The 22,786-nt window shown below is 42.3% G+C and carries 20 protein-coding genes, 5 tRNA genes and 1 other annotated feature; of the genes, 19 read left to right on the forward strand and 6 right to left on the reverse strand.

Annotated features, from left to right (window positions below):
• The first annotated feature begins 26 nt into the window (after positions 1 to 26).
• From csrA to luxS, 8 genes are all read left to right on the forward strand, one after another.
• On the forward strand, positions 27 to 212 hold the full coding sequence (gene csrA, locus AACS90_RS23170; protein ID WP_010845367.1) for a carbon storage regulator CsrA: 186 nt from the start codon (positions 27 to 29) through the stop codon (positions 210 to 212).
• 444 nt (positions 213 to 656) lie between these two features.
• Positions 657 to 749, forward strand: a tRNA-Ser gene (locus AACS90_RS23175).
• An 87-nt stretch (positions 750 to 836) separates the two neighbouring features.
• A tRNA-Arg gene (locus AACS90_RS23180) sits at positions 837 to 913 on the forward strand.
• Between the two features lie 87 nt (positions 914 to 1,000).
• Positions 1,001 to 1,077, forward strand: a tRNA-Arg gene (locus tag AACS90_RS23185).
• Between the two features lie 87 nt (positions 1,078 to 1,164).
• Positions 1,165 to 1,241: transfer RNA gene (locus AACS90_RS23190), tRNA-Arg, on the forward strand.
• 87 nt (positions 1,242 to 1,328) lie between these two features.
• Positions 1,329 to 1,405: transfer RNA gene (locus AACS90_RS23195), tRNA-Arg, on the forward strand.
• Positions 1,406 to 1,601: 196 nt separating this feature from the next.
• Positions 1,602 to 3,161, forward strand: a complete 1,560-nt coding sequence (gene gshA, locus AACS90_RS23200) for a glutamate--cysteine ligase (protein WP_099119908.1) — start codon at positions 1,602 to 1,604, stop codon at positions 3,159 to 3,161.
• A gap of 175 nt (positions 3,162 to 3,336) precedes the next feature.
• Positions 3,337 to 3,852, forward strand: coding sequence for an S-ribosylhomocysteine lyase (gene luxS, locus AACS90_RS23205; RefSeq protein WP_099119909.1), 516 nt, complete (start codon positions 3,337 to 3,339; stop codon positions 3,850 to 3,852).
• 87 nt (positions 3,853 to 3,939) lie between these two features.
• Here the strand turns inward: luxS and AACS90_RS23210 are convergent, their stop codons facing one another.
• Together AACS90_RS23210 and AACS90_RS23215 are read right to left on the reverse strand one after the other, a co-directional pair.
• Positions 3,940 to 5,235, reverse strand: a complete 1,296-nt coding sequence (locus tag AACS90_RS23210; RefSeq protein WP_153043624.1) for an HlyC/CorC family transporter — start codon at positions 5,233 to 5,235, stop codon at positions 3,940 to 3,942.
• 42 nt (positions 5,236 to 5,277) lie between these two features.
• Entirely contained in the window at positions 5,278 to 6,069 is a 792-nt protein-coding gene (locus tag AACS90_RS23215; RefSeq protein ID WP_099119910.1) for a cytochrome C assembly family protein, read from the reverse strand.
• 188 nt (positions 6,070 to 6,257) lie between these two features.
• On the opposite strand from AACS90_RS23215, the gene ffh reads away from it, so the two are divergent.
• The 6 genes from ffh (at position 6,258) to AACS90_RS23245 (ending at position 10,666) form a co-directional block, all read left to right on the forward strand.
• Complete coding sequence (gene ffh / locus AACS90_RS23220; RefSeq protein WP_099119911.1) at positions 6,258 to 7,619, forward strand: signal recognition particle protein; 1,362 nt, start codon at positions 6,258 to 6,260, stop codon at positions 7,617 to 7,619.
• A gap of 136 nt (positions 7,620 to 7,755) precedes the next feature.
• Positions 7,756 to 8,004, forward strand: coding sequence for a 30S ribosomal protein S16 (gene rpsP / locus AACS90_RS23225; protein ID WP_010845359.1), 249 nt, complete (start codon positions 7,756 to 7,758; stop codon positions 8,002 to 8,004).
• 18 nt (positions 8,005 to 8,022) lie between these two features.
• A complete protein-coding gene (rimM, locus tag AACS90_RS23230; RefSeq protein WP_099119912.1) occupies positions 8,023 to 8,571 on the forward strand; it encodes a ribosome maturation factor RimM in 549 nt (182 codons plus the stop codon).
• 34 nt (positions 8,572 to 8,605) lie between these two features.
• Positions 8,606 to 9,358, forward strand: a complete 753-nt coding sequence (trmD, locus tag AACS90_RS23235) for a tRNA (guanosine(37)-N1)-methyltransferase TrmD (protein WP_099110744.1) — start codon at positions 8,606 to 8,608, stop codon at positions 9,356 to 9,358.
• A gap of 64 nt (positions 9,359 to 9,422) precedes the next feature.
• Entirely contained in the window at positions 9,423 to 9,776 is a 354-nt protein-coding gene (gene rplS, locus AACS90_RS23240; protein ID WP_099110743.1) for a 50S ribosomal protein L19, read from the forward strand.
• A gap of 200 nt (positions 9,777 to 9,976) precedes the next feature.
• Positions 9,977 to 10,666: a hypothetical protein gene (locus AACS90_RS23245; RefSeq protein ID WP_153043625.1), complete on the forward strand. Its 690-nt coding sequence runs from the start codon at positions 9,977 to 9,979 to the stop codon at positions 10,664 to 10,666.
• Between the two features lie 78 nt (positions 10,667 to 10,744).
• Here the strand turns inward: AACS90_RS23245 and AACS90_RS23250 are convergent, their stop codons facing one another.
• A complete protein-coding gene (locus AACS90_RS23250) occupies positions 10,745 to 12,088 on the reverse strand; it encodes an anaerobic C4-dicarboxylate transporter (RefSeq protein WP_099119914.1) in 1,344 nt (447 codons plus the stop codon).
• Positions 12,089 to 12,582: 494 nt separating this feature from the next.
• Between AACS90_RS23250 and AACS90_RS23255 the strand changes: the two genes are divergently transcribed.
• The gene (locus AACS90_RS23255) at positions 12,583 to 13,677 is read left to right on the forward strand and encodes a 3-deoxy-7-phosphoheptulonate synthase (RefSeq protein WP_099119915.1); all 1,095 of its coding nucleotides are present in this window, start codon (positions 12,583 to 12,585) and stop codon (positions 13,675 to 13,677) included.
• 5 nt (positions 13,678 to 13,682) lie between these two features.
• On the forward strand, positions 13,683 to 14,804 hold the full coding sequence (gene tyrA / locus AACS90_RS23260) for a bifunctional chorismate mutase/prephenate dehydrogenase (protein WP_099119916.1): 1,122 nt from the start codon (positions 13,683 to 13,685) through the stop codon (positions 14,802 to 14,804).
• Positions 14,805 to 14,856: 52 nt separating this feature from the next.
• Here the strand turns inward: tyrA and pheA are convergent, their stop codons facing one another.
• The 3 genes from pheA to bamD all read right to left on the reverse strand — a co-directional run bounded on the left by pheA (position 14,857) and on the right by bamD (position 17,892).
• Positions 14,857 to 16,011, reverse strand: a complete 1,155-nt coding sequence (pheA, locus tag AACS90_RS23265; RefSeq protein WP_099119917.1) for a bifunctional chorismate mutase/prephenate dehydratase — start codon at positions 16,009 to 16,011, stop codon at positions 14,857 to 14,859.
• A gap of 228 nt (positions 16,012 to 16,239) precedes the next feature.
• Positions 16,240 to 16,363: a sequence feature (Phe leader region), on the reverse strand.
• 146 nt (positions 16,364 to 16,509) lie between these two features.
• Positions 16,510 to 16,842, reverse strand: a complete 333-nt coding sequence (gene raiA / locus AACS90_RS23270) for a ribosome-associated translation inhibitor RaiA (protein ID WP_099110738.1) — start codon at positions 16,840 to 16,842, stop codon at positions 16,510 to 16,512.
• A gap of 327 nt (positions 16,843 to 17,169) precedes the next feature.
• The gene (bamD, locus tag AACS90_RS23275; protein WP_193757107.1) at positions 17,170 to 17,892 is read right to left on the reverse strand and encodes an outer membrane protein assembly factor BamD; all 723 of its coding nucleotides are present in this window, start codon (positions 17,890 to 17,892) and stop codon (positions 17,170 to 17,172) included.
• Positions 17,893 to 18,038: 146 nt separating this feature from the next.
• On the opposite strand from bamD, the gene rluD reads away from it, so the two are divergent.
• The 3 genes from rluD to clpB all read left to right on the forward strand — a co-directional run bounded on the left by rluD (position 18,039) and on the right by clpB (position 22,453).
• Positions 18,039 to 19,016, forward strand: coding sequence for a 23S rRNA pseudouridine(1911/1915/1917) synthase RluD (gene rluD, locus AACS90_RS23280; protein ID WP_099119919.1), 978 nt, complete (start codon positions 18,039 to 18,041; stop codon positions 19,014 to 19,016).
• Positions 19,017 to 19,020: 4 nt separating this feature from the next.
• On the forward strand, positions 19,021 to 19,752 hold the full coding sequence (gene yfiH / locus AACS90_RS23285) for a purine nucleoside phosphorylase YfiH (RefSeq protein ID WP_099119920.1): 732 nt from the start codon (positions 19,021 to 19,023) through the stop codon (positions 19,750 to 19,752).
• Positions 19,753 to 19,879: 127 nt separating this feature from the next.
• A complete protein-coding gene (gene clpB, locus AACS90_RS23290) occupies positions 19,880 to 22,453 on the forward strand; it encodes an ATP-dependent chaperone ClpB (RefSeq protein ID WP_099119921.1) in 2,574 nt (857 codons plus the stop codon).
• Positions 22,454 to 22,786: the final 333 nt, after the last annotated feature.

Here is a 22,786-nt window from a genome sequence, read left to right on the forward strand (position 1 = left end):
TCTTTTAAATTTTCAAGGAGCAAAGAATGCTTATTCTGACTCGTCGAGTTGGTGAAACGCTCATGATAGGCGATGAGGTAACAGTTACAGTACTGGGAGTTAAAGGCAACCAAGTTCGTATTGGTGTAAATGCGCCCAAGGAAGTTTCTGTTCACCGTGAAGAAATTTATCAACGGATTCAGGCAGAGAAGTCTCAGCCTACAACTTTTTAATTCAAGAATGGCGTCCATGCTTTTTTAAAACTTGGGCGCTACTCTACTTCCCTTCTTTATAAACCACGTCGATTTATCTCTCTTTGTTACCTTAATTCTATTCTCTCACGTCTTTTCATTTTCTATCTGTCGAAAAGGCCTCATTCATGATGTCATAGCGATGAATAATTTTTTCGATAAATCTTCACAGGGATTCGGTGATTTTGCTGTTGATAAAACAGCCTTTTAGACGTTAAATCAAACGTTTTGTGCGCAAAGTATTCAAACGGAAAAAAGTTGTGAGAAATTGTTTGACTTATCAGGCTGGGAAAGTAATATGTGCGCCATCGCAACGACGAACGGCTTTAAGAAAAGCTTCTGAGTGAGTCTCAGGGGTGAAGCTTAAAAGAGTTATTAAGTGAAAGCTTAAAAACGAAAACCTGAGTCAAGAGTTTTAAAGCGTATGGTGAGGTGGCCGAGAGGCTGAAGGCGCTCCCCTGCTAAGGGAGTATGTGGTTAAGAGCTGCATCGAGGGTTCGAATCCCTCCCTCACCGCCATTTTAAAAGCCGCGATTTACTAGGTATCTCAATTCTGAACAGTTAGGCAATCAACAGCGCCTGAACAGAACACTGAAAACCGACAATGCATCCGTAGCTCAGCTGGATAGAGTACTCGGCTACGAACCGAGCGGTCGGAGGTTCGAATCCTCCCGGATGCACCATATTAAATATATCTGATTTATCGGGTATTCAATTCTGGAAAATCGGGTAAGCGACAGCACCTGAACAGAACATAGAAAATTGAAGATGCATCCGTAGCTCAGCTGGATAGAGTACTCGGCTACGAACCGAGCGGTCGGAGGTTCGAATCCTCCCGGATGCACCATATTAAAAATATCTGATTTATCGGGTATTTAATTCTGAAAAATCGGGTAAGCGACAGCACCTGAACAGAACATAAAAAATTGACGATGCATCCGTAGCTCAGCTGGATAGAGTACTCGGCTACGAACCGAGCGGTCGGAGGTTCGAATCCTCCCGGATGCACCATATTAAATATATCTGATTTATCGGGTATTTAATTCTGAAAAATCGGGTAAGCGACAGCACCTGAACAGAACATAAAAAATTGAAGATGCATCCGTAGCTCAGCTGGATAGAGTACTCGGCTACGAACCGAGCGGTCGGAGGTTCGAATCCTCCCGGATGCACCATATTAGATAAACCCCTGCCTTAATAGGCGGGGGTTTTTCGTTTTGTTTTTTATACATTATATTTATTTTACCATTTAGTATTTGTGTTTTGTTCAATAACATATTTTCATCGCTATGTAGTCAGCGACAATTTGGCTTGTTTGATATAAAGTAAGTGCTCAATAATCATCTTATTAAAACTCCACGGGAGGTCAAATTGATCCCGGATGTATCAAAAGCATTGTCATGGTTAGAGGCAAATCCGGCCGTGTTAGATGGCATTTGTCGCGGTATTGAACGTGAAACATTGCGTGTTACTCCAGACGGTCATTTAGCTATGACAAAGCATCCAGAATCGCTAGGTGCTTCTTTAACACATAAATGGATTACAACTGATTTTGCTGAATCTTTGTTGGAGTTTATCACCCCTGTTGATAGTGATATAAAAAGAACTATAGATTTTCTTAAAGACTTACACCGATACACTGCTAAGAATCTGGTTAATGAAAAAAACTGGCCTTTAAGTATGCCATGCTTCATTGGTAAGGAAGATGACATTACGCTGGCACAGTATGGTCAATCCAATATCGGACGTTTTAAGACCCTGTATAGGGAGGGGTTGAAAAATCGTTATGGCGCATTGATGCAGACTATCTCTGGCGTGCACTATAATTTTTCACTACCAATCAGCTTCTGGCAGGCATGGTTAGGTGTAAAAGATGCAGAAAGTGGTAAAGAGCAAATTTCAGCAGGATATTTTAAACTGATCCGCAATTACTATCGGTTCGGTTGGGTAATCCCATACCTGTTTGGTGCATCACCGGCAATTTGTTCCTCGTTTTTACGCGGGAGAGATACTGCGTTATCCTTTGAGCAGACTGAAAAAGGAACTTGTTATTTACCTTATGCGACTTCTTTGAGAATGAGTGACTTAGGGTATACCAACAAATCGCAGAGTGACTTGAATATTACTTTTAATAGCCTTCATACATATGTAGAAGGTCTTAAAAAAGCAATTCACAAGCCGTCGGATGAGTTCGCAGCACTGGGAATTAAAAAAGACGGTAAGTATCTACAGCTGAATACGAATGTTCTTCAGATAGAGAATGAACTATATGCACCTATACGTCCTAAACGAGTTGTTGAAGAAGGAGAAACGCCTTCTGATGCTTTACTTCGTGGAGGGGTGGAATATATTGAAGTTCGTTCTCTAGATATCAATCCATTCACATCGATCGGCGTCGATGAAACTCAGATCCGTTTTCTGGATTTATTTCTGATATGGTGTGCAGTGGCTGATTCGCCTGAAATGAGCAGTGAAGAATTGGATTGTTGCCGTAAAAACTGGAATAAAGTGATCCTTGAAGGGCGTAGACCGGATCTTCATGTTGGTATCGGTCATGGAATTGAACTGCAACCGCTCAAGGTAGTCGGTCTGGAATTATTTGCAGATCTGGAACGTGTTGCTGAGGTCTTGGATAGTTGCTCCGGGTCACAATATCAGTCGGTCTGTAAGGAACTGGTTGGTATGTTTGAAGATCCATCGCTGACATTTTCTGCACGTGTATTAGAACGGATGAAAACTCAGGGGATTGATGGTTTTGGGCTGGAACTGGCTAATAAATATTATCTGGAACTAGTCAATGAGCCGTATAGTATACTCAATGATGACCATTTTTCTACGGAACGTGAAGCTTCAGTAGAACGACAACGTAATTTGGAACAGCAAGACAACATGAGTTTTGATGATTATCTAAAATTACATGCAGGGTCTTAAAAAATAAAAATGGCCACCGAGTGGTGGCCGAATTAAAAAAAGTCTCTTAGAAAAATAAGGATGATAACAATTTTGCGCGTCTTCATTAATTAAGACCTGCTGTAATTAAAAAGGTTTCATTTATCTGAAAAAATTTTTTTCGTAAAAAAATCTGATGTCTGAGGAGATTAAGATCATGCCTTTATTGGACAGTTTTACCGTTGACCATACGCGTATGTCTGCACCAGCCGTTAGAGTTGCCAAGATGATGAAAACACCTCACGGTGATACTATCACAGTATTTGACCTACGTTTTTGTATTCCTAACAAAGAAGTCATGCCAGAAAAAGGCATTCACACACTTGAACACTTGTTTGCCGGTTTTATGCGCAACCACCTGAATGGCGCTGGAGTTGAAATTATCGATATTTCTCCAATGGGGTGTCGTACCGGTTTTTACATGAGCTTAATTGGTGCTCCAGATGAATCGAGAGTCGCTGAAGCATGGAAAGGTGCGATGGCCGATGTACTGAAAGTCCAGGATCAGAAACAAATTCCTGAATTGAATGTTTACCAGTGTGGTACTTATGAAATGCATTCTTTGCAGGAAGCACAGGATATTGCCCGCCACATTCTGAATGCAGATGTTCGTGTTAATAAAAATGATGAACTGGCTTTACCGGAAGAAAAACTGGTTGAACTGCAAGTGTAGTATGAGTTGAATTAAGCTGAATATAGTAAGATTTGTTATTCTGGCCGTAAAGACACTGTTCTACGGCCAGATTTGATATGTTATCAATCAGCTACTGGCTTTAGTATTTTTAGCAGCTCCCTGCTTCATCGGTGTTACACGTACTTTTTTGATAACATTGTCATTGACAGAAAGAATTTCAAAATTGTAATCGTTGATCTGCACTTGAACATTCAACTCCGGAATTTCGCCTAACTCTTCCAGAATCATACCGTTCATTGTGCGTGGTCCGTCAGCCGGCAGTGTCCAGTCAAATGCTTTATTTAATTCACGGATATTGGCTGTACCGTCAACCAGAACCGTGCCATCACTTTGAGGTAAGACTTCTTCTGCCAGAGAAGGAGACATCGAAGTGGTAAAATCGCCAACGATTTCTTCCAGAATGTCTTCTACAGTCACTAGCCCTTGAATGTCCCCATACTCATCAACAGCCAGACTCGCTTTTTGCTTATTACGCTGGAAGTTAACCAACTGAGCATTTAATGGTGTACTGACAGGAATGAAATAAATTTTATCCGCAGCTCTGATCAGATTTTTTTTCGTAAATTCTTTTTTCTCCATCATGAGACGGTAGGCTTCACGTACACGCAGCATGCCAATGGCATCATCCAGCGAATTCCGGTACAACACAATTCTGCCATGTGGCGAATGCGTCAACTGACGTATAACGGATTTCCAGTCATCATTAATATCAATACCGACAATTTCATTACGGGGAACCATTATGTCACCAACAGTGACTTTCTCAAGATCCAGTATCGAGATCAGCATATCCTGATTACGGCGTGAGAGGTTGGTGTTTGATTCATTAACAATCGTTCTCAGTTCATCTTTACTGACTGAATCATTGCGGATGCCAGAAACTTTGATCCCCAGACAGCGCATAAACAGTAAAGTAATCTTATTAAATGCCCACACAATCGGCAGCATGATTTTCTGTAGTGGGCGCAGTAATAAACTGCTTGGAAAGGCAACTTTTTCCGGGTATAGCGCTGCGATAGTTTTAGGCATAACTTCCGCGAAAACCAGAATCACAAAAGTCAGTATCCCGGTTGCGATCGCAACTCCGGCATCACCATAAAGACGCATACCCACAATGGTAGCCAGTGAGGATGCCAGAATATTGACAAGGTTATTACCGATCAGGATCAGGCTGATGAGCCTGTCAGGGTGGCGGAGCAGCGATTCCACTCTCCGTGCAGGATTGCTACCTTGTTTAGCTAAATGACGTAAGCGATAACGGTTTATTGTCATCATGCCGGTTTCTGAGGCAGAAAAGTAGGCAGAAATGATAACCATGATGACAAGAACAATAATTAATGTGCCTGTTGAGACATGCTCCAAAGCAGAGTTCCTTCCTAATGTTTATATAAGCTGGCAGCGGGTTTAATAAGTCATGAATTGTTGCAATAACCTGCTACCAAAAAAAGCAAGTGTCAGGATAAATGCACCAATCAAATTAAACCAAATAACACGTTTACCGCGCCATCCTTCACGATAATGTCCCCAAAGCAACATGATATAGATAAACCATGCGAGGAGGGACAAAACCGATTTATGGATATTTTCTTTATTGAAAACATTATCCATATACATGATGCCTGTACATAACGTCAATGTTAGTAAAACTACGCCAACCTGGATAATGTGAAACATTTTGCGTTCAATAGTCATTAATGGGGGCATTCCCGGCGAGAAAGTGAGCTTTTTCTTTTTCAGACGATTATCCAGCCAGCTAATCTGTAGCGCATAAAGTGCTGCAATCAGTAACGTGGCATACCCCAGTAATGCCAGTCCAATATGTATAAATAGGCCAATGCTTCCTTCAAGATGAGTAATGAATTCACCGGGTACCATGCTTGCCAGTATCAAATTTATCACGGCAAAGCTGTAAACAATCGGCAGTAAAAACCAGGCACGACCACGAAAGGCAACAATCGTCATGATGATACAGACCAGTAAGCTGACCATAGAACCTAAATTCAGCAAGGTCAGATTTTGGCCACTACTGACATGGAACACCTGATATTTTAGGGATATCCCATGATTGAAGAGAGCGACAATTGCGAAAAGCAGAGCCAGTTTTTGATAACTGTTTTGTTGCCGCAATAAGCCCGGCACAACGAGTGTCAGGCTAATGAGATAAGCAAGTGAGGCAATGATTGAAAATACTGGCATAAAGTTTTTCGTTTTCGCAATAGTATTAGAGTTAACTTAAAATTTAAGTATACCGTCAGCGAGGATAGCCTCCAACCGTTGTTAATCATACTTGGGAATCTCTTTGCAGAGATTACATAATCATCGTGTTATAATTCACTAAATTTGCCTTACAGGTAGACCCACTTGTAGATATCTGAGCTGAGACAATGTTTGATAATTTAACTGACAGACTATCGCGCACATTGCGCAATATCAGCGGTCGTGGACGGCTGACTGAAGACAATATTAAAGATACGCTGCGCGAAGTTCGCATGGCTTTACTTGAAGCAGATGTTGCGTTACCTGTAGTGCGTGATTTCATTTCAAGAGTCAAAGAAAGCGCGGTAGGGCATGAAGTTAACAAAAGTCTAACCCCCGGGCAGGAATTCGTCAAAATTGTTCAAAATGAACTGGTAAAGGCGATGGGAGAGGTGAACAGCGAATTGAATCTTGCTGTTCAGCCCCCGGCAGTCATTCTGATGGCGGGTTTGCAGGGTGCCGGTAAGACAACCAGCGTTGCAAAACTGGGTAAACTGCTGAAAGAAAAAAGTAAGAAAAAAGTACTGGTTGTTTCTGCTGACGTATATCGCCCGGCAGCGATCAAGCAGCTGGAAACGTTGTCAGAAACTGTTGGAATTGATTTTTTCCCGTCAGACCCACAAGAAAAACCGGTTGATATTGTTAATAAAGCCACCCAGCATGCCAAACTGAAATTCTATGATGTGCTTTTGGTCGATACAGCAGGGCGTCTGCATGTCGATGAAGCCATGATGGATGAAATTAAAGACGTTCATGCGGCAATCAAACCTATTGAAACCCTGTTCGTTGTCGATGCAATGACGGGGCAGGATGCTGCAAACACGGCCAAAGCATTTAATGAAGCGTTACCACTGACAGGGGTTGTACTGACTAAAGTCGATGGTGATGCTCGTGGCGGTGCTGCACTTTCTATCCGGCATATTACGGGTAAGCCAATTAAATTCCTTGGTGTTGGTGAAAAGACGGATGCTCTGGAACCTTTCCATCCTGACCGCATTGCATCGCGGATCTTAGGTATGGGGGATATGCTTTCTTTAATCGAAGAGATTGAAAGCAAAGTTGACCGGAGTCAGGCAGAAAAACTGGCATCAAAACTGAAAAAAGGTGATGGGTTTGATCTAACTGATTTTCTTGATCAGCTTAAGCAAATGCGCAACATGGGCGGTATGGCAAGTATGTTGAGCAAGATGCCGGGCATGTCTCAGGTTCCTGATGCTGTCAAATCTCAAATGGATGACAAAGTTCTGGTTAAGATGGAAGCCATCATCAATTCAATGACCCGCAAGGAACGTGAAAAACCAGAAATTATCAAAGGATCGCGCAAACGCCGTATTGCAATGGGTTCCGGTACCCAGGTGCAGGATGTTAACCGTTTACTGAAACAGTTTGATGAAATGCAGCGCATGATGAAAAAAATGAAGAAGGGTGGAATGGCAAAAATGATGCGGAGCATGAAAGGCATGCTGCCACCTGGTTTCATGGGGCGATAATCAACAAATTTCGAAAGAAAATGCTCTTTGGATTGCTTTTTGCGCCAAAGTGAGTAAAATTTTCGGGCTTTTTCATGGACAGCCGGACTCCGTTCCTCGATGGAGTCTGGTTGTTTTGATAACTAATGAGGATGTTATGGTAACAATTCGTTTAGCTCGTGGTGGCGCTAAAAAGCGTCCGTTTTATCAAGTAGTAGTGACCGACAGCCGCAATGCGCGTGATGGTCGCTTCATTGAGCGCGTTGGTTTCTTCAACCCTATCGCATCAGGGAATGCTGAAGCTCTGCGTTTAGATCTGGACCGTATCGAACATTGGGTTGGTCTGGGTGCATCTGTGTCTGATCGTGTTGCGGCACTGATCAAAGACGCTAAAAAAGCAGCTTAATCTGTCGCGGTGGTAACAATGAGCAAACAATCTGGCCTGGAGCACCCTGTTGATCCAATCGTGTTGGGGAAATTAGGGTCAGCGTACGGCATACGTGGTTGGCTCAGAGTTTTTTCCTCCACCGAACAAGCCGAAGACATCTTTGAATATCAACCGTGGTTTATTCAGCGTTCCGGTCAGTGGCAACACGTTGAGCTGGAAACATGGAAATATCACAATCAGGATTTGATCATCAAAATTAAAGGTGTTGATGATCGGGATGCCGCTAATCTGTTCACCAACAGTGAAATAGTGGTGGATTCATCCCAATTACCAGAACTGGAAGACGGTGATTATTACTGGAAAGACCTCACAGGTTGCCAGGTAATCAATACGGCGGGTTATAACCTTGGCATTGTCCAGGATATGATGGAAACCGGGTCTAACGATGTGATGGTAATCAAGGCAAACCTGAAAGATGCATTCGGTATCAAGGAGCGGTTGATTCCGTTTCTTGATGGGCAGGTTATCAAGAAAGTTGATCTCGCTACCAAAACTATTGAAGTAGATTGGGATCCTAGTTTTTAATCTCCGGTAAACCGGTTGAGAAGTGGGACGCTATATGTGGATTGGGGTAATTAGCCTGTTTCCTGAAATGTTCCGCGCAATAACCGATTACGGGGTAACTGGTCGGGCAGTGAAAAATGGCCTGCTCAGTATCGATTGCTGGAGTCCGCGGGATTTTACCTACGACAGGCATCGTACTGTGGATGATCGCCCTTATGGTGGTGGTCCTGGCATGCTGATGATGGTGCAACCATTACGGGAAGCCATTCAGGCAGCTAAAGCAGCGGCTGGTGTTGGTGCAAAGGTGATATATCTTTCACCTCAGGGACGTAAACTCGACCAACAGGGAGTTTGCGAACTGGCAGCAAATGAGAAATTAATTCTGGTTTGCGGTCGTTATGAAGGTATTGATGAGCGCGTTATCCAAACCGAAATTGACGAAGAATGGTCTATCGGGGATTACGTTCTCAGCGGGGGAGAACTTCCTGCTATGACAATGATTGATTCCATATCCCGGTTTATCCCAGGGGTGTTGGGGCGTCAGGCATCGGCAGAAGAGGACTCGTTTGCTGACGGGCTGTTGGATTGCCCGCATTATACCCGCCCTGAAGTGTTGGATGGGATGGAAGTCCCGGCAGTTTTACTGTCAGGAAATCATGCCCAAATTGATCGCTGGCGCTTGAAACAATCACTGGGTCGTACTTGGCTAAGAAGGCCCGAACTTCTAGAAAGCCTAGCTCTGACTGACGAGCAAAGGATGTTGCTGGCTGAATTCCAACAGGAATATCAGGATCAGGCAACGAATTAATCTAGACATGTCCAATAAAGGAATGTCTCTGATATATCAGTTTACCTAGGGTAAGAGAGTTATTATGAGCAACATTATTAAACAACTTGAACAAGAGCAGATGAAGCAAGACGTACCTTCATTCCGTCCGGGTGACACCGTGGAAGTTAAGGTATGGGTCGTTGAAGGTTCTAAAAAGCGTCTGCAGACATTCGAGGGCGTGGTTATCGCGATTCGTAACCGCGGTCTGCACTCTGCATTCACTGTTCGTAAGATTTCTAACGGCGAAGGCGTTGAGCGTGTATTCCAGACTCACTCCCCAGTCGTAGACAGCATCCATGTTAAACGTCGTGGTGCTGTTCGCAGAGCTAAACTGTACTACCTGCGTGAGCGTTCTGGTAAGGCAGCTCGTATTAAAGAGCGTCTGGGCGCTAAATAATACGCTTTTGCTACATCCGAAAGTTATAGGCCAGCAATTTGCTGGCCTTTTTAATAATATACTTATTACATAACGTTAATCGCCATCCAGCCCACAAATCACCATATTATAACCATTCTTCATACTCTTCCTTCTCCAGCTTAATTCACCGAATACTGTTACGAACAATTGTGTGTTTTTTAATTCATTAAAAATTATTAATGAATATCATTGATACATTTATTGTTAATGGAGAAAAGAAAATGGAGTCAGGAGTACCCAGCGAAAATATTCAAAATAATAATGAGCCCGTGAGACCTGTAAGTAACTGGCCTGTATGGGGTATTGTGGCTTTGCCTATCGTGGGTTCGATAGTAGAAGTGTTGGCTGATACAGAATTTGATTGGTGGATATATGCAGGGCTTAATATTTCTCTTTGGCTTGCAGATGATATTTTACTGAAGAGTCAAAATCGGAAAATACCAAAAGGTTTTTTATATTTTATTCTTTTAACGCCATTATATTTATGGAAAAGAGCAACATTTCTAAAGACCGATAAAGGTTATTTTATTGGATGGTTACTCACATTTGTATTATCAATCATTATTTCTTTCAAACATGTTTCTAGCCAAATGGTGGCTGAAACAGCATGTTCTGTTGTTACTGATATTTATAGCCAAGAGTATAATAATAATGCGATGCAGTTACATTTGTATAATATGCTTCGTGAACCGAATAACTTTCATTACATGAATAACGTCAATAACATTAAATGTCAAAATGTTAATATTGATGAGAAACTATCTGATGGAGTTTATAATGCGCACGCAATGCTCAATAATGGAGATTCAGTAAATATACATATCGAAGTAAAATCTGATGAAGTTCATGTAAAGATTTTGGATAAGTAGAAAAGGTTAAGAACTTTATCAAAAATAACACCGTCTACTGCTAAATATTTTTAGTAAACGGTGTTACTTGTTGTGAAATCACATAAAAGTGCTGACTAAAACATACCCTACCGTACAGGCACTACTAACACCAATCAGGCCCGGCACAAGAAAGCTATGGTTGATGATAAATTTCCCGATTTTTGTTGTACCTGAGCGGTCAAAACCGATGCAGGCCAAATCACTTGGATAGGTAGGCAAAACAAAATAACCATAAGCCGCCGGGAAGAAGGCAATCAAAAGTTTAGGGTCAACACCAAGCTGTAATCCCATTGGAGCAATTGCGGTCAAAGCTGCGGCCTGGCTGTTAACTAATTTTGACACCAGAAACAGCACTAATGCATAAGTCCAGGGTTTTGCCTGAACAATATCTTCCAATACCAGTTTCAAATCACCTAAATGTGCATGAAAGAAGGTATCACTCATCCATGCAACACCAAAAACAGAAAAGATAGCAACCATTCCGGCTTTGAATACGGCACTATTAGCTATTTCGCTGGTTTTGACTTTACAGGTCATCAAAATGATTGAACCCGCGATCAGCATCATCATCTGGATAACCAGATTCATAGAGAGTGGCTTTAATTCCCCTTTTACTTCAAAAACAGGACGTAATTCAGTACATGCACCGAACATCACCACGACTGCAATGGCAGCGAAAAAGATCCAGGTGGCTCTGTATGCCTGTTTAGGAAAGACCTGATCTAACAGAGTTTCTGAATTACCGTAGATAAATTCTCGTTGTTTAGGATCTTTAATTTTTTCCTGAAATTCTTCGTCTTTATCTAAGTCCTTGCCTCGACGTAAACTCCATAATGCAGCAAGTACAACCCCGGTCAGTGATGCAGGAATTGAAATGGTCAGGATTTCTAAGATCCCGTAGGCATGGCCGATACCATGACTGGCCGCGATAATTGATACTAAAGAAACGACGGCAACAGAAACAGGAGAGGCTGTAATTGCCATTTGTGAGGCAACAGATGCGACTGCCATCGGACGTTCAGGGCGAATGCCTTTTTTTAAGGCGATATCACCGATGATAGGGAACATGGTATAAACCACATGGCCTGTGCCACAAAGGAAAGTTAACATCCATGTAGTGAGTGGCGCTAAAATAGTAATGTGTTGTGGATGGCGGCGTAGAAGGCGTTCAGCACACTGCATCATCACATTCAGGCCACCTGCAGTTTGTAAAACAGATGCGCAGCCGATCACTGCAAGAATAGTTAGCATTACATCAACTGGTGGCTTACCTGGCTCTAATCCAAAAATAAATGTCAGTATAAAAAGCCCGATGCCACTGATCAGCCCCAATCCCATGCCCGCATAACGCGTACCTATCAATAAGCATATAATTATTATGGCAAATTGCAGCGTTATCATATCTATCCTTAATGAATGAGTAAAAAATGAACGTTGATAACCCACTTCTTTTAGACAGAGTTATTCAACCATTCTTCATAAATGTTTTTTTATAGTTTCTAATTAACATTAAAAACACATGTTAATATTATTAAAATAAAAATATAAAAACGGGATTAAGATCTTGTTTTTATCAACTGATTTTTAAAGGTAATTAACTTTTTTATAAATAATTAATCAATGGTTAATAAAATATTGCTATTGGAGGTTTAATTGTTAAATATATTATTCAGTCATTAACGTTCAGTCTGTTTAATATATTTCTATTGATAATTAGAATATATGTGAATTATTTATGCATTGATTAATATCAATTACCAGGAAGGTTTGATGTAAAGTAAAATTTACACTTTCGTAAAAAAATATAAACAATCGGATTGTATTCTTTACGGAGCATGGTATGTTATTCGGCAGATGCTAAAAACTTAAACAGACAAATAAAGCAGGTATGAAAAATGATCATGCAAAAAGATGCGCTTAATAACATTCACATTCTCGATGAACAAGTTCTGATTACACCGGAAGAGCTGAAACTAAAATATCCATTGAGTAGCAGTGACTTGAATGCGATTACAAACGCGCGTAATACTATTGCAGATATCATCCATCATGATGATCCCCGTTTGTTGGTAGTATGTGGTCCATGTTCTATTCATGATGTGGATGCCGCTCTTGATTATGCCCAACGCCTGAAATCACTTTCTGCCGAACTGAGCGATTGTCTGTATATTGTTATGCGTGTCTATTTCGAAAAACCTCGTACTACTGTTGGCTGGAAAGGCTTGATCAGTGATCCTTATATGGATGGGTCGTTTGATATGGATGGCGGATTACATATTGCCCGTCGTTTATTACTGAATCTGGTAGAAATGGGTTTGCCACTGGCAAATGAAGCACTTGACCCTAACAACCCTCAATATTTGGGCGATCTTTTTAGTTGGTCAGCGATTGGAGCAAGAACGACTGAGTCTCAGACTCACCGTGAGATGGCTTCAGGCTTATCAGTATCAGTTGGTTTTAAAAATGGTACGGATGGTAATCTAAATACAGCGATTAATGCGATGAAAGCTGCCTCAATGCCACATCGCTTTATGGGAATAAATCAGTCTGGTCAGGTGTGCCTGCTGCAAACCCGGGGTAATCCAAACGGCCATATAATATTACGTGGTGGAGCGGAGCCTAATTATAGTGCTGAGCATGTGCGTGACTGTGAAAATCAGATGGTTAAGGCAGGTTTAGTCCCATCACTGATGATTGATTGTAGTCACGGTAACTCTAATAAAGATTTTCGCCGTCAAAGTGTTGTTGTGGATTCTGTCGCTGAGCAAATTATGCAAGGGAATCAATCCATCATTGGTATCATGTTAGAAAGTCATATTAATGAAGGAAACCAGTCTTCCGAGCTAACCCGTTCTGAAATGCAATATGGTGTTTCTGTCACTGATGCTTGTATTAGCTGGGAAACGACGGAGCAGGTATTAAGAAAATTACATCAGCAAATCAAGCCGCACTTATCAAAACGAAACATAACGATGAAACAGGCAGGGTAATTGACATGGCAGCAGAATTATCGCAATTGCGGGAAAAAATTGATGAGGTAGACAAAGCTCTGCTCAATTTACTTTCCAGACGAATGGATTTGGTTGCTGAAGTCGGTGAGGTGAAGAGTCAGCTTGGTTTACCGATTTATGCACCCGAAAGGGAGGCCAGTATGCTGGCTTCTCGCCGCCAGGAGGCAGAAATACTGGGGATTTCTCCGGATTTAATTGAAGATATTCTGCGCCGTATTATGCGTGAGTCTTATGCCAGTGAAAATGATAAAGGCTTCAAAAAGCTCAATGCTGATATAGGACCTATTGTCATTGTTGGTGGTTCTGGAAAAATGGGCCGGTTATTTAGCAGATTGTTGACTTTATCAGATTACGAAGTCAGGGTCCTTGAGGCGAATGACTGGGAACAGGCTGAAACTATTTTAGCTGGTGCTGGTATGGTCATTATCAGCGTACCTATCCATTTAACTGAAGATATTATCCACCGTTTACCCCCTTTGCCTGAAGAGTGCATTCTGGTGGATTTGGCTTCTATCAAACAAAAGCCACTTCAGGCTATGCTTGATGTACACAAAGGGCCTGTTCTGGGATTACACCCGATGTTTGGGCCGGACGTGGGGAGTTTTGCTAAGCAAGTAGTTGTTTTTTGTGATGGCCGACAGCCCGAATCATACCAGTGGTTTCTGGAACAAATATCAGTCTGGGGCGCTCGACTACATAAAATCGATGCAGAGCAACATGATAAAAATATGAGTTTTATTCAGGCACTACGTCATTTCACCACTTTTTCTTATGGACGGCATCTGTTAAAAGAAGATATCGACCTACAGCAACTATTAGCGCTGTCTTCACCCATTTATCGTCTGGAACTGGCTATGGTTGGCCGATTATTTGCTCAGGACCCACAATTGTATGCAGATATTATTATGTCCAGTCCTGAAAATCTCGAACTGATTCGTCGTTATCATCAGAGCTTCGGTCAGGCTTTGGCGCTTTTGGAAAATCAGGATAAAAAAGCATTTATTGCAAGCTTTAATCAAGTGAGCGAATGGTTTGGTGATGAGGCAAACCGGTTTATGAAAGAGAGCCGGGCACTCTTACAGCAGGCTAATGATAATCGAGTATAAGTGAATCGGTTGCTATGAAGGAAAAGCCGGATGTTGCCATCCGGTTTACTATTCAGAATGGATCGGCCGAGGGGACATTTTCTGAGGGATAACATCCTAATATTTTCAAAAAGTGGGTGATTCCAGACAATTCCTTAAGAGCCTGTTGCATTTTCATGGAACGAATATTGGCCTGAACATCAATATAAAACATCTCTTCCCATGGCTTACCGTTTATCGGGCGTGATTCCAGTTTGCTCATAATAATATTGTGCTTTTTTAAGATAATGAGTGCGTCAACCAGAGCGCCGGCCTGCTGTCCCGTGGACATAATAAAAGTCGTTTTTGCCGGAACCTGATCTGATACTTCAATCGGTTTCTGGGCGACAACAATAAAACGGGTGCTATTATTTTGTTGGTTTGCCAGATTATTTTCTAAAACCTTCAGTCCATAAAGTGCGCCTCCGGCTTCACTTCCTAATACCGCCACATCCGGTGAATCTATTTCAGTTACCTTTTGCATGGCAACGGCAGTACTTTCACAATAGATGATATTCCAGTGCGGGAACTGATTAAGATATTGGCTGCATTGCTGGAATGGCTGAGGGTGACTGTAGACTGTTTTTATCTTAGAAATATCACTCTCTTTGCTAACCAATAAGCAGTGATTGATCGGCAGAGTAATTTCTCCTACCAAAGATAATGGAGTGTGCTGCAACAGGTCATAAACATCATTTATTGCTCCGGAACTGGTATTTTCCAGTGGCAGGATACCGTAATCAGCCTGACCAATTTCCACTAATGAAAAGATATCAGGAAATTTATGACAGCTACATTCAATTAACTGATTGAAATGTCGTGCCGAAAACTGGCGGGCTGCAAGATGAGAATAAGAACCTTTTGGGCCAAGAAAGGCAATTCGTGCCGTATCATAAGGTGTCTGGTTCAGATGTTGCTGTAGCAGGGCTTGCTGTGTCAGTACTGAATCTTCAATGATCATTTGGAACAGGCGGGTAATGTAAAACCCATCCAACCCACGAGATTTACCTTTATCAATTAACACATCCAGTAATTCTCGTTCCCGATTTTTATCCCGTATCGGGCGATTATCATGAAGTTTTGTCTGTGCAACATCACAGGCTAATTGCCGGCGTTGTGCTAGAAGATCCAGTAAATCAGCATCAATGCTGCTGATTTTTTTACGAATGTTAATTAAATCTCGTTCCATAGTACATTCCTGACATTTTTATTATAAAAGTAATTTGTATCTTTCAAATTGCAACCCGTAATCTAGCGGGGCTATACACTTCGTCTTTCAAGTTGCCTCTTTGTTGGCTGCGCTCGCTCACCCCAGTCACCGTTTTTATAAACATAAGGTTATCTATGCTCCTGAGGATGAACTCTCTTGCCGCCGTGACGCATCTTGAAATCCATTGTGTATATAAATTATGGTCTGTAAAAAAAAACCTCCCGTTGGTAGGGAGGTTTTCTGGTTCGTCTTCTTTTTATCTTTTAAAAACGAGAAACCTCCTCATAGGAAGGTAAAAAAGAAAAAGAAGAAAAACAGTTTAATATTCATGTCATTTATATCTTAATTTTTGCAGAATCAAATAGTGTACTTTAATTAACCTATTTACTCAGGTATGTCAATAGATGGGGAAAAGGGATACAGGAATAAAAGAACAATAAAACGCGCCCATTGAGCGCGTTGAGAAAACAAAACAGGTTATATTTCCAGATTAAGATTGGATTCTTTCACACTATGCTCTGCTCTGCGGGCTTCTCCTTTATGCTGAACTTTATTAAGTTGGCGTTCTAATTTCATCAGCAATTCATTGATAGCAGCATACATATCTTCATGTTTGGCACTTGCAACCAGCGTAGCATTTGGCGTGCCAATCGTGGCATCGACCAAAAATCCTTGTGGCTCTTTTGAAAGTACAATATGTGGATTGATTAGATTGACTTGCCATTTGTTCAACTTATTTAGACGGTCTTCCACATGACTACGAATCGCGGGGGTAATTTCCATTTGTTTGCTGGTTATGTTTACTAACATATAGTTACCTCTTTCTTCTGTTGCTCCGTCTTTGATGGCTCCAGCATAACTCGCTTTTGGAGAAAAAGAATGATCTAAATCACTTTTATTCGGGGATGCTGACGTGGATAAGCGAAATTGTGATTAATGATGAAGATATGGACAATATTTGTTGCTAAGAGAGAAGTAATGCGTCATTATCGATCAGTTATGGTATTATCAACTTAAGAAATAATTCTGGAATTTAAATAGATTTCTGTCCGGTTATAATGTTCTCCCCTAAAAAAATAGCAGCCACATAGCTGCTATTTTTATGACGTTCTTTTGAAACGATGTGCTTTCGAAATTCTAGACTGGATTGGCAGCAATTAATGCCGCAACTTTATGTGATTCGGTTTCAAGCCCCAGAGCTTTGTATGCCTTTTCCATATAAGGCAGCGCTTCTCTGGTTGATTGGGTATCCGGATAATTCTGTAGCATTTGCTCTGTACGGTTGACGACTGCGACGTAAGCGCCACGTTTAGTGTAATATTGAACAACGGCAAGCTCATGTTTAGCTAAACGATCTTTCAGAAAGACTAAACGTTTGTAGGCATCGGCTACATACTGGCTGTTAGGGTAATACCGTACCAATTGACTGAAATCGCGGAATGCGGCACGGGCATTTTCAGGATCACGGTCTGAGCGGTCAAGGCCCAAAAAGTCCTGCAGAAGGTTATCATCCATCGCCTGTAATACCAGACCACGCATATACATTACATAGTCAATATGCGGGTGGGTTGGGTTCAGGCGCATGAAACGTTCAATGGATGCAAGAGCGAGAGGAAATTCTGCTGACTTATAATAAGCATAAATTAAATCCAGCTGAACCTGCTGAGAATAGGGGCCGAAAGGATAACGGTTATCCAGGGATTCCAATTGCTTGATAGCCGCTTTATAGTTACCGTCTTGCAGTTTTTCCTGCCCGTTTGAATAAATTTGAGATGGCGGGATATCAGGAACAGCCTCTTTATTGCTGGAGCACCCAGATAAAACCAGGCTCAATGTGGTCGCTGCCACCAGATATTTCATGCGAATCATCACGTGTTGATTACCCTCTGATTGTTTTCTGGGAGACTATCCGCGAAGCTCCCGGCGAAAGATAGAGTACAATAGCACACTATTTTAAATGAAACGGCCTCGCCGTCAAAACTCAACGTAAAATATAGAAGTTATATATGGCACAACAAATACGACTTAATACGACAGTCGCTGAATCTCAGCTCGGTCAGCGTTTAGATCAAGCTTTGGCTGAATTGTTACCTGATTATTCCCGCTCACGTATAAAAGAGTGGATCTTGAATGATAAAGTTCAGGTTAATGGCAAAATAATTAATAAGCCAAAGGAAAAAGTACTGGGCGGAGAAGAAATTTCTATTGATGCTATCATTGAAGAAGATGCCCGTTGGGAACCGCAGGATATAGAACTGAACGTTGTCTATGAAGATGACGATATTCTGGTTATTAATAAACCCCGTGATTTAGTTGTACATCCGGGAGCCGGAAACCCTGATGGCACGATACTGAATGCTCTGCTATATCGTTATCCGGAGATTGCAGATGTTCCCCGGGCAGGCATTGTTCATCGTCTTGATAAGGATACGACAGGCCTGATGGTAGTTGCAAAAACAGTTCCGGCACAGACTCGTCTGGTCGAATCCCTGCAATTACGTGAAATTACCCGTGAATATGAAGCCATTGCGCTGGGGCATATGACAGCAGGTGGGATCGTAGAAGAACCGATATCTCGCCATCCGACAAAGCGGACACATATGGCTGTTCATCCGATGGGTAAACCTGCAGTGACTCACTATCGGGTTATGGAACATTTCCGGGCACATACCCGTCTTCGTTTACGTCTGGAGACGGGCAGAACACACCAAATTCGTGTGCATATGTCACATATTAAACATCCATTGGTTGGAGATCAGCTTTACGGTGGTCGTCCTCGTCCTCTGAAAGGAGCTTCTGAGGAATTTCGCGAAGTGATGCGCAACTTTGACCGTCAGGCGTTGCACGCGACTATGCTGCGTCTTTATCATCCGATCACAGGTATTGAGATGGAATGGCACGCGCCATTACCTGACGATATGGTGAAGCTGATTGATGTGATGAAAGCGGATGCTGAAATTTTTAAAGATGAAATGGATTGGTAGTTAAATGACACCACTGATTTTTCCTGACTGGCCACAGCCTAAGGGTGTTGGCGCGTGTAGTACGACCCGGGCGGGGGGGATGAGTCTCCCTCCCTATGAGAGCCTGAATTTAGGCCTTCACGTTGGCGATGATCCTCTATACGTGGAGCGAAACCGTGAACGGTTGATGGAATATGCACGATTGCCACATCAGCCTGTCTGGTTGGAACAAGTACATGGAACACGGGTTATCAGGCTAGAAGGGCAGTCAGTGGAAAATAATCAGGCTGATGCAGTTTATACCAATCAAGTTGGGCAGGTATGTGCTGTAATGACAGCAGATTGCCTGCCTGTACTTTTTTGTTCCGTCGAAGGTGATGAAGTCGCAGCAGCTCATGCGGGATGGCGTGGATTATGTGCCGGTGTGTTGGAAAATACGGTGGCTCAATTTACGACAAAACCCGATATGATTCAGGCATGGCTGGGGCCGGCTATTGGCCCTGAAAAGTTTGAGGTTGGGCGTGAGGTTATGGAAGCCTTTCTGGCAACAGATCCTAATCTGGAGCAGGCTTTTACACCTTATGGGATGAAATTTCTGGCAAATATCTATTTACTGGCTAGATTAAAGTTGAAGTCTATTGGGATAAAAAACGTTTTTGGAGGCGCGGCTTGCACGGTCTCAGAAGAAAAGACTTTTTTTTCTTATCGTCGTGATGGTGTTACCGGACGTATGGCAACTTTAATCTGGTTGAAATGATCTATCGCGCAGGGCGGTCTTTGGTGCATATCGCAGTTTCCAATTTACTTTTCAGAGAACCTTGAATATTTAAGGAATGACCTTATTTAATCTCCAGTAGCAAATTCTGACCAGTATTGGAGGTGTTATGCGTCTGGATCGTCTTACTAATAAATTCCAGCTTGCTCTCGCTGACGCCCAATCCTTCGCATTAGGGCGTGATAATCAATTCATCGAACCTATCCACTTGATGAGTGCGTTGCTCAGTCAAGAGGGTGGCTCTGTTCGTCCTTTATTAATGTCTGCCGGGATTGATACAGGAAACTTGCATGATCGACTGAATCTCGCTTTGGACAGACTACCAAAAGTAGAAGGGAGTGGCGGTGATGTACAGGTATCCAATGAATTAGGGCGTTATTTAAACCTGTGCGACAAACTTGCTCAGAAAGCAGGTGATAACTTTATTTCTTCTGAACTCTTTGTTCTGGCAGCACTGGAAGAACGTGGAACGTTAAGTGACATATTAAAAGCTGCGGGAGCAACAAAAGATAAAATCACTAAGGCAATAGAAATGATGCGCGGTGGTGAAAAAGTAAATGATCAGAGTGCCGAAGACCAACGTCAGGCACTAAAAAAGTACACAATAGATCTCACTGAACGAGCCGAACAAGGCAAACTTGATCCTGTAATTGGGCGTGATGAGGAAATTCGACGGACAATTCAGGTACTGCAACGCCGAACCAAGAACAATCCCGTTTTGATAGGTGAGCCGGGCGTTGGGAAAACAGCTATCGTCGAAGGGCTGGCACAGCGGATTGTTAATGGTGAAGTTCCTGAAGGGCTGAAAAACAAAAGAGTTCTGTCCCTTGATATGGGCGCATTATTGGCGGGAGCTAAATATCGGGGAGAATTTGAAGAGCGTCTGAAAGGCGTTTTGAACGATCTCTCCAAACAGGAAGGTTCGGTCATTCTGTTTATCGATGAATTACATACGATGGTAGGTGCCGGTAAGGCAGATGGTGCGATGGATGCTGGCAATATGCTGAAACCGGCACTAGCGCGTGGTGAGCTGCATTGTGTCGGTGCGACGACCTTAGACGAATATCGCCAGTATATTGAGAAAGATGCGGCGCTGGAGCGTCGTTTCCAGAAGGTTTATGTTGCTGAGCCTACCGTTGAGGATACTATTGCTATTCTACGCGGTCTTAAAGAACGCTATGAACTTCACCACCATGTTCAGATAACTGATCCGGCAATTGTGGCAGCGGCGACATTATCTCATCGTTATATTTCAGATCGCATGTTACCTGATAAAGCGATTGACTTGATTGACGAAGCCGGAGCCAGCCTGCGTATGCAGATGGATTCAAAACCAGAAGCGTTGGATCGTCTGGAACGCAGGATTATTCAGTTAAAACTCGAACAGCAGGCGCTAAAAAAAGAATCGGATGAAGCGAGTAAAAAGCGCCTTGATATGCTGAATGAAGAGCTGGTGGAAAAAGAGCGCGAATATTCTGAACTGGAAGAAGAGTGGAAAGCAGAAAAAGCTGAGCTTACTGGTACTCAAAACATCAAAGCTGAATTAGAAAATGCCCGTATAGAATTGGAAAAAGCCCGTCGCGTTGGTGACTTGGCTAGAATGTCTGAAATCCAGTACGGGAAAATTCCAGAATTGGAAAAACAGTTAGAAGTAGCAACAACAGCAGAAAATCACTCAATGAAACTGCTGCGTAACAAAGTGACTGATGCTGAAATTGCTGAAATCCTTGCTCGCTGGACAGGGATTCCAGTATCCAGAATGCTGGAAAGTGAAAAAGATAAACTATTGCGTATGGAGCATGAATTACATAAACGTGTAATTGGGCAAAATGAGGCTGTTGATGCAGTAGCAAACGCAATTCGCCGCAGTCGTGCTGGTTTATCGGATCCAAATCGTCCGATTGGCTCTTTCATGTTTTTAGGGCCGACAGGCGTTGGTAAAACGGAGCTGTGTAAAGCATTAGCCAATTTCCTGTTTGATAGTGACGATGCAATGGTACGTATCGACATGTCTGAATTTATGGAAAAACATTCTGTCTCCAGGCTGGTGGGAGCACCTCCCGGATATATTGGCTATGAGGAAGGCGGTTATCTGACAGAAGCAGTACGCCGTCGTCCTTATTCAGTCATCTTGCTTGATGAAGTTGAAAAAGCGCATCCGGATGTTTTCAATATATTGTTGCAAGTGTTGGATGATGGTCGTTTGACCGACGGTCAGGGAAGAACGGTTGATTTTCGTAATACTGTCGTAATTATGACATCTAATCTGGGTTCAGACATGATTCAGGAACGCTTTGGCGTACTGGATTATGCCGGAATGAAAGATATGGTGATGGAGATCGTGGGTCATCACTTCCGACCTGAATTTATTAACCGAATCGATGAAGTCGTGGTATTCCATCCATTAGGAAAAGAACATCTAAAATCCATTACGAGTATTCAATTGCAGCGTTTATATAAGCGTCTGGAAGAACGGGGCTATCAAGTTACCATGACATCGTCGGCATTAGAGAAACTGAGTGAAGCGGGTTTTGACCCTGTATATGGAGCACGTCCATTAAAACGGGCTATCCAACAAGAGATTGAAAACCCATTGGCTCAACAAATACTTTCTGGTGCACTGGTTCCCGGTAAGTTAGTGACATTAGATCTGGAAAACGACCACATTATTGCAAAACAATGATGTTTTTTGCTCAGTCTACTCAGTGGGGACTTATAGATAGCTATCTATATAGGCACTTATCGAGTGAAAATGTCACTAGGGCAATATAAAAGACATAATAAAGGTAAAAAAGAGGTGGAAAATCTACCTCTTTTTCTGTTTTTTAGATTAAAAAAAAGCCTGATAGGCTGTTTTTGTCTAATAACTGCTCGGTTGGAAGCTTTTTTTGAAATAGTTGTTGCCAGCGCCGGAAAACTCCCTATAATGCGCATCCGTTGTCACGACAAACACACAAACAAGTCGAGATGACAGGAGTTGAAAGCCGCGAAAATAAAGGCTTGACACTCTGAGAGG

This window comes from Xenorhabdus sp. KK7.4 (assembly GCF_963876465.1).
GTDB classification, from domain to species: Bacteria; Pseudomonadota; Gammaproteobacteria; order Enterobacterales; family Enterobacteriaceae; genus Xenorhabdus; species Xenorhabdus stockiae.

Bases quoted from the DNA above. Each gene is read 5' to 3' on its own strand.
- csrA (WP_010845367.1), top strand. From the start codon at position 27: ATGCTTATTCTGACTCGTCGAGTTGGTGAAACGCTCATGATAGGCGAT.
- luxS (WP_099119909.1), top strand. From the start codon at position 3,337: ATGCCTTTATTGGACAGTTTTACCGTTGACCATACGCGTATGTCTGCA.
- AACS90_RS23215 (WP_099119910.1), bottom strand. From the start codon at position 6,069: ATGCCAGTATTTTCAATCATTGCCTCACTTGCTTATCTCATTAGCCTG.
- ffh (WP_099119911.1), top strand. From the start codon at position 6,258: ATGTTTGATAATTTAACTGACAGACTATCGCGCACATTGCGCAATATC.
- rpsP (WP_010845359.1), top strand. From the start codon at position 7,756: ATGGTAACAATTCGTTTAGCTCGTGGTGGCGCTAAAAAGCGTCCGTTT.
- rimM (WP_099119912.1), top strand. From the start codon at position 8,023: ATGAGCAAACAATCTGGCCTGGAGCACCCTGTTGATCCAATCGTGTTG.
- trmD (WP_099110744.1), top strand. From the start codon at position 8,606: ATGTGGATTGGGGTAATTAGCCTGTTTCCTGAAATGTTCCGCGCAATA.
- rplS (WP_099110743.1), top strand. From the start codon at position 9,423: ATGAGCAACATTATTAAACAACTTGAACAAGAGCAGATGAAGCAAGAC.
- AACS90_RS23245 (WP_153043625.1), top strand. From the start codon at position 9,977: ATGAATATCATTGATACATTTATTGTTAATGGAGAAAAGAAAATGGAG.
- AACS90_RS23250 (WP_099119914.1), bottom strand. From the start codon at position 12,088: ATGATAACGCTGCAATTTGCCATAATAATTATATGCTTATTGATAGGT.
- AACS90_RS23255 (WP_099119915.1), top strand. From the start codon at position 12,583: ATGATCATGCAAAAAGATGCGCTTAATAACATTCACATTCTCGATGAA.
- tyrA (WP_099119916.1), top strand. From the start codon at position 13,683: ATGGCAGCAGAATTATCGCAATTGCGGGAAAAAATTGATGAGGTAGAC.
- pheA (WP_099119917.1), bottom strand. From the start codon at position 16,011: ATGGAACGAGATTTAATTAACATTCGTAAAAAAATCAGCAGCATTGAT.
- raiA (WP_099110738.1), bottom strand. From the start codon at position 16,842: ATGTTAGTAAACATAACCAGCAAACAAATGGAAATTACCCCCGCGATT.
- bamD (WP_193757107.1), bottom strand. From the start codon at position 17,892: ATGAAATATCTGGTGGCAGCGACCACATTGAGCCTGGTTTTATCTGGG.
- rluD (WP_099119919.1), top strand. From the start codon at position 18,039: ATGGCACAACAAATACGACTTAATACGACAGTCGCTGAATCTCAGCTC.
- yfiH (WP_099119920.1), top strand. From the start codon at position 19,021: ATGACACCACTGATTTTTCCTGACTGGCCACAGCCTAAGGGTGTTGGC.
- clpB (WP_099119921.1), top strand. From the start codon at position 19,880: ATGCGTCTGGATCGTCTTACTAATAAATTCCAGCTTGCTCTCGCTGAC.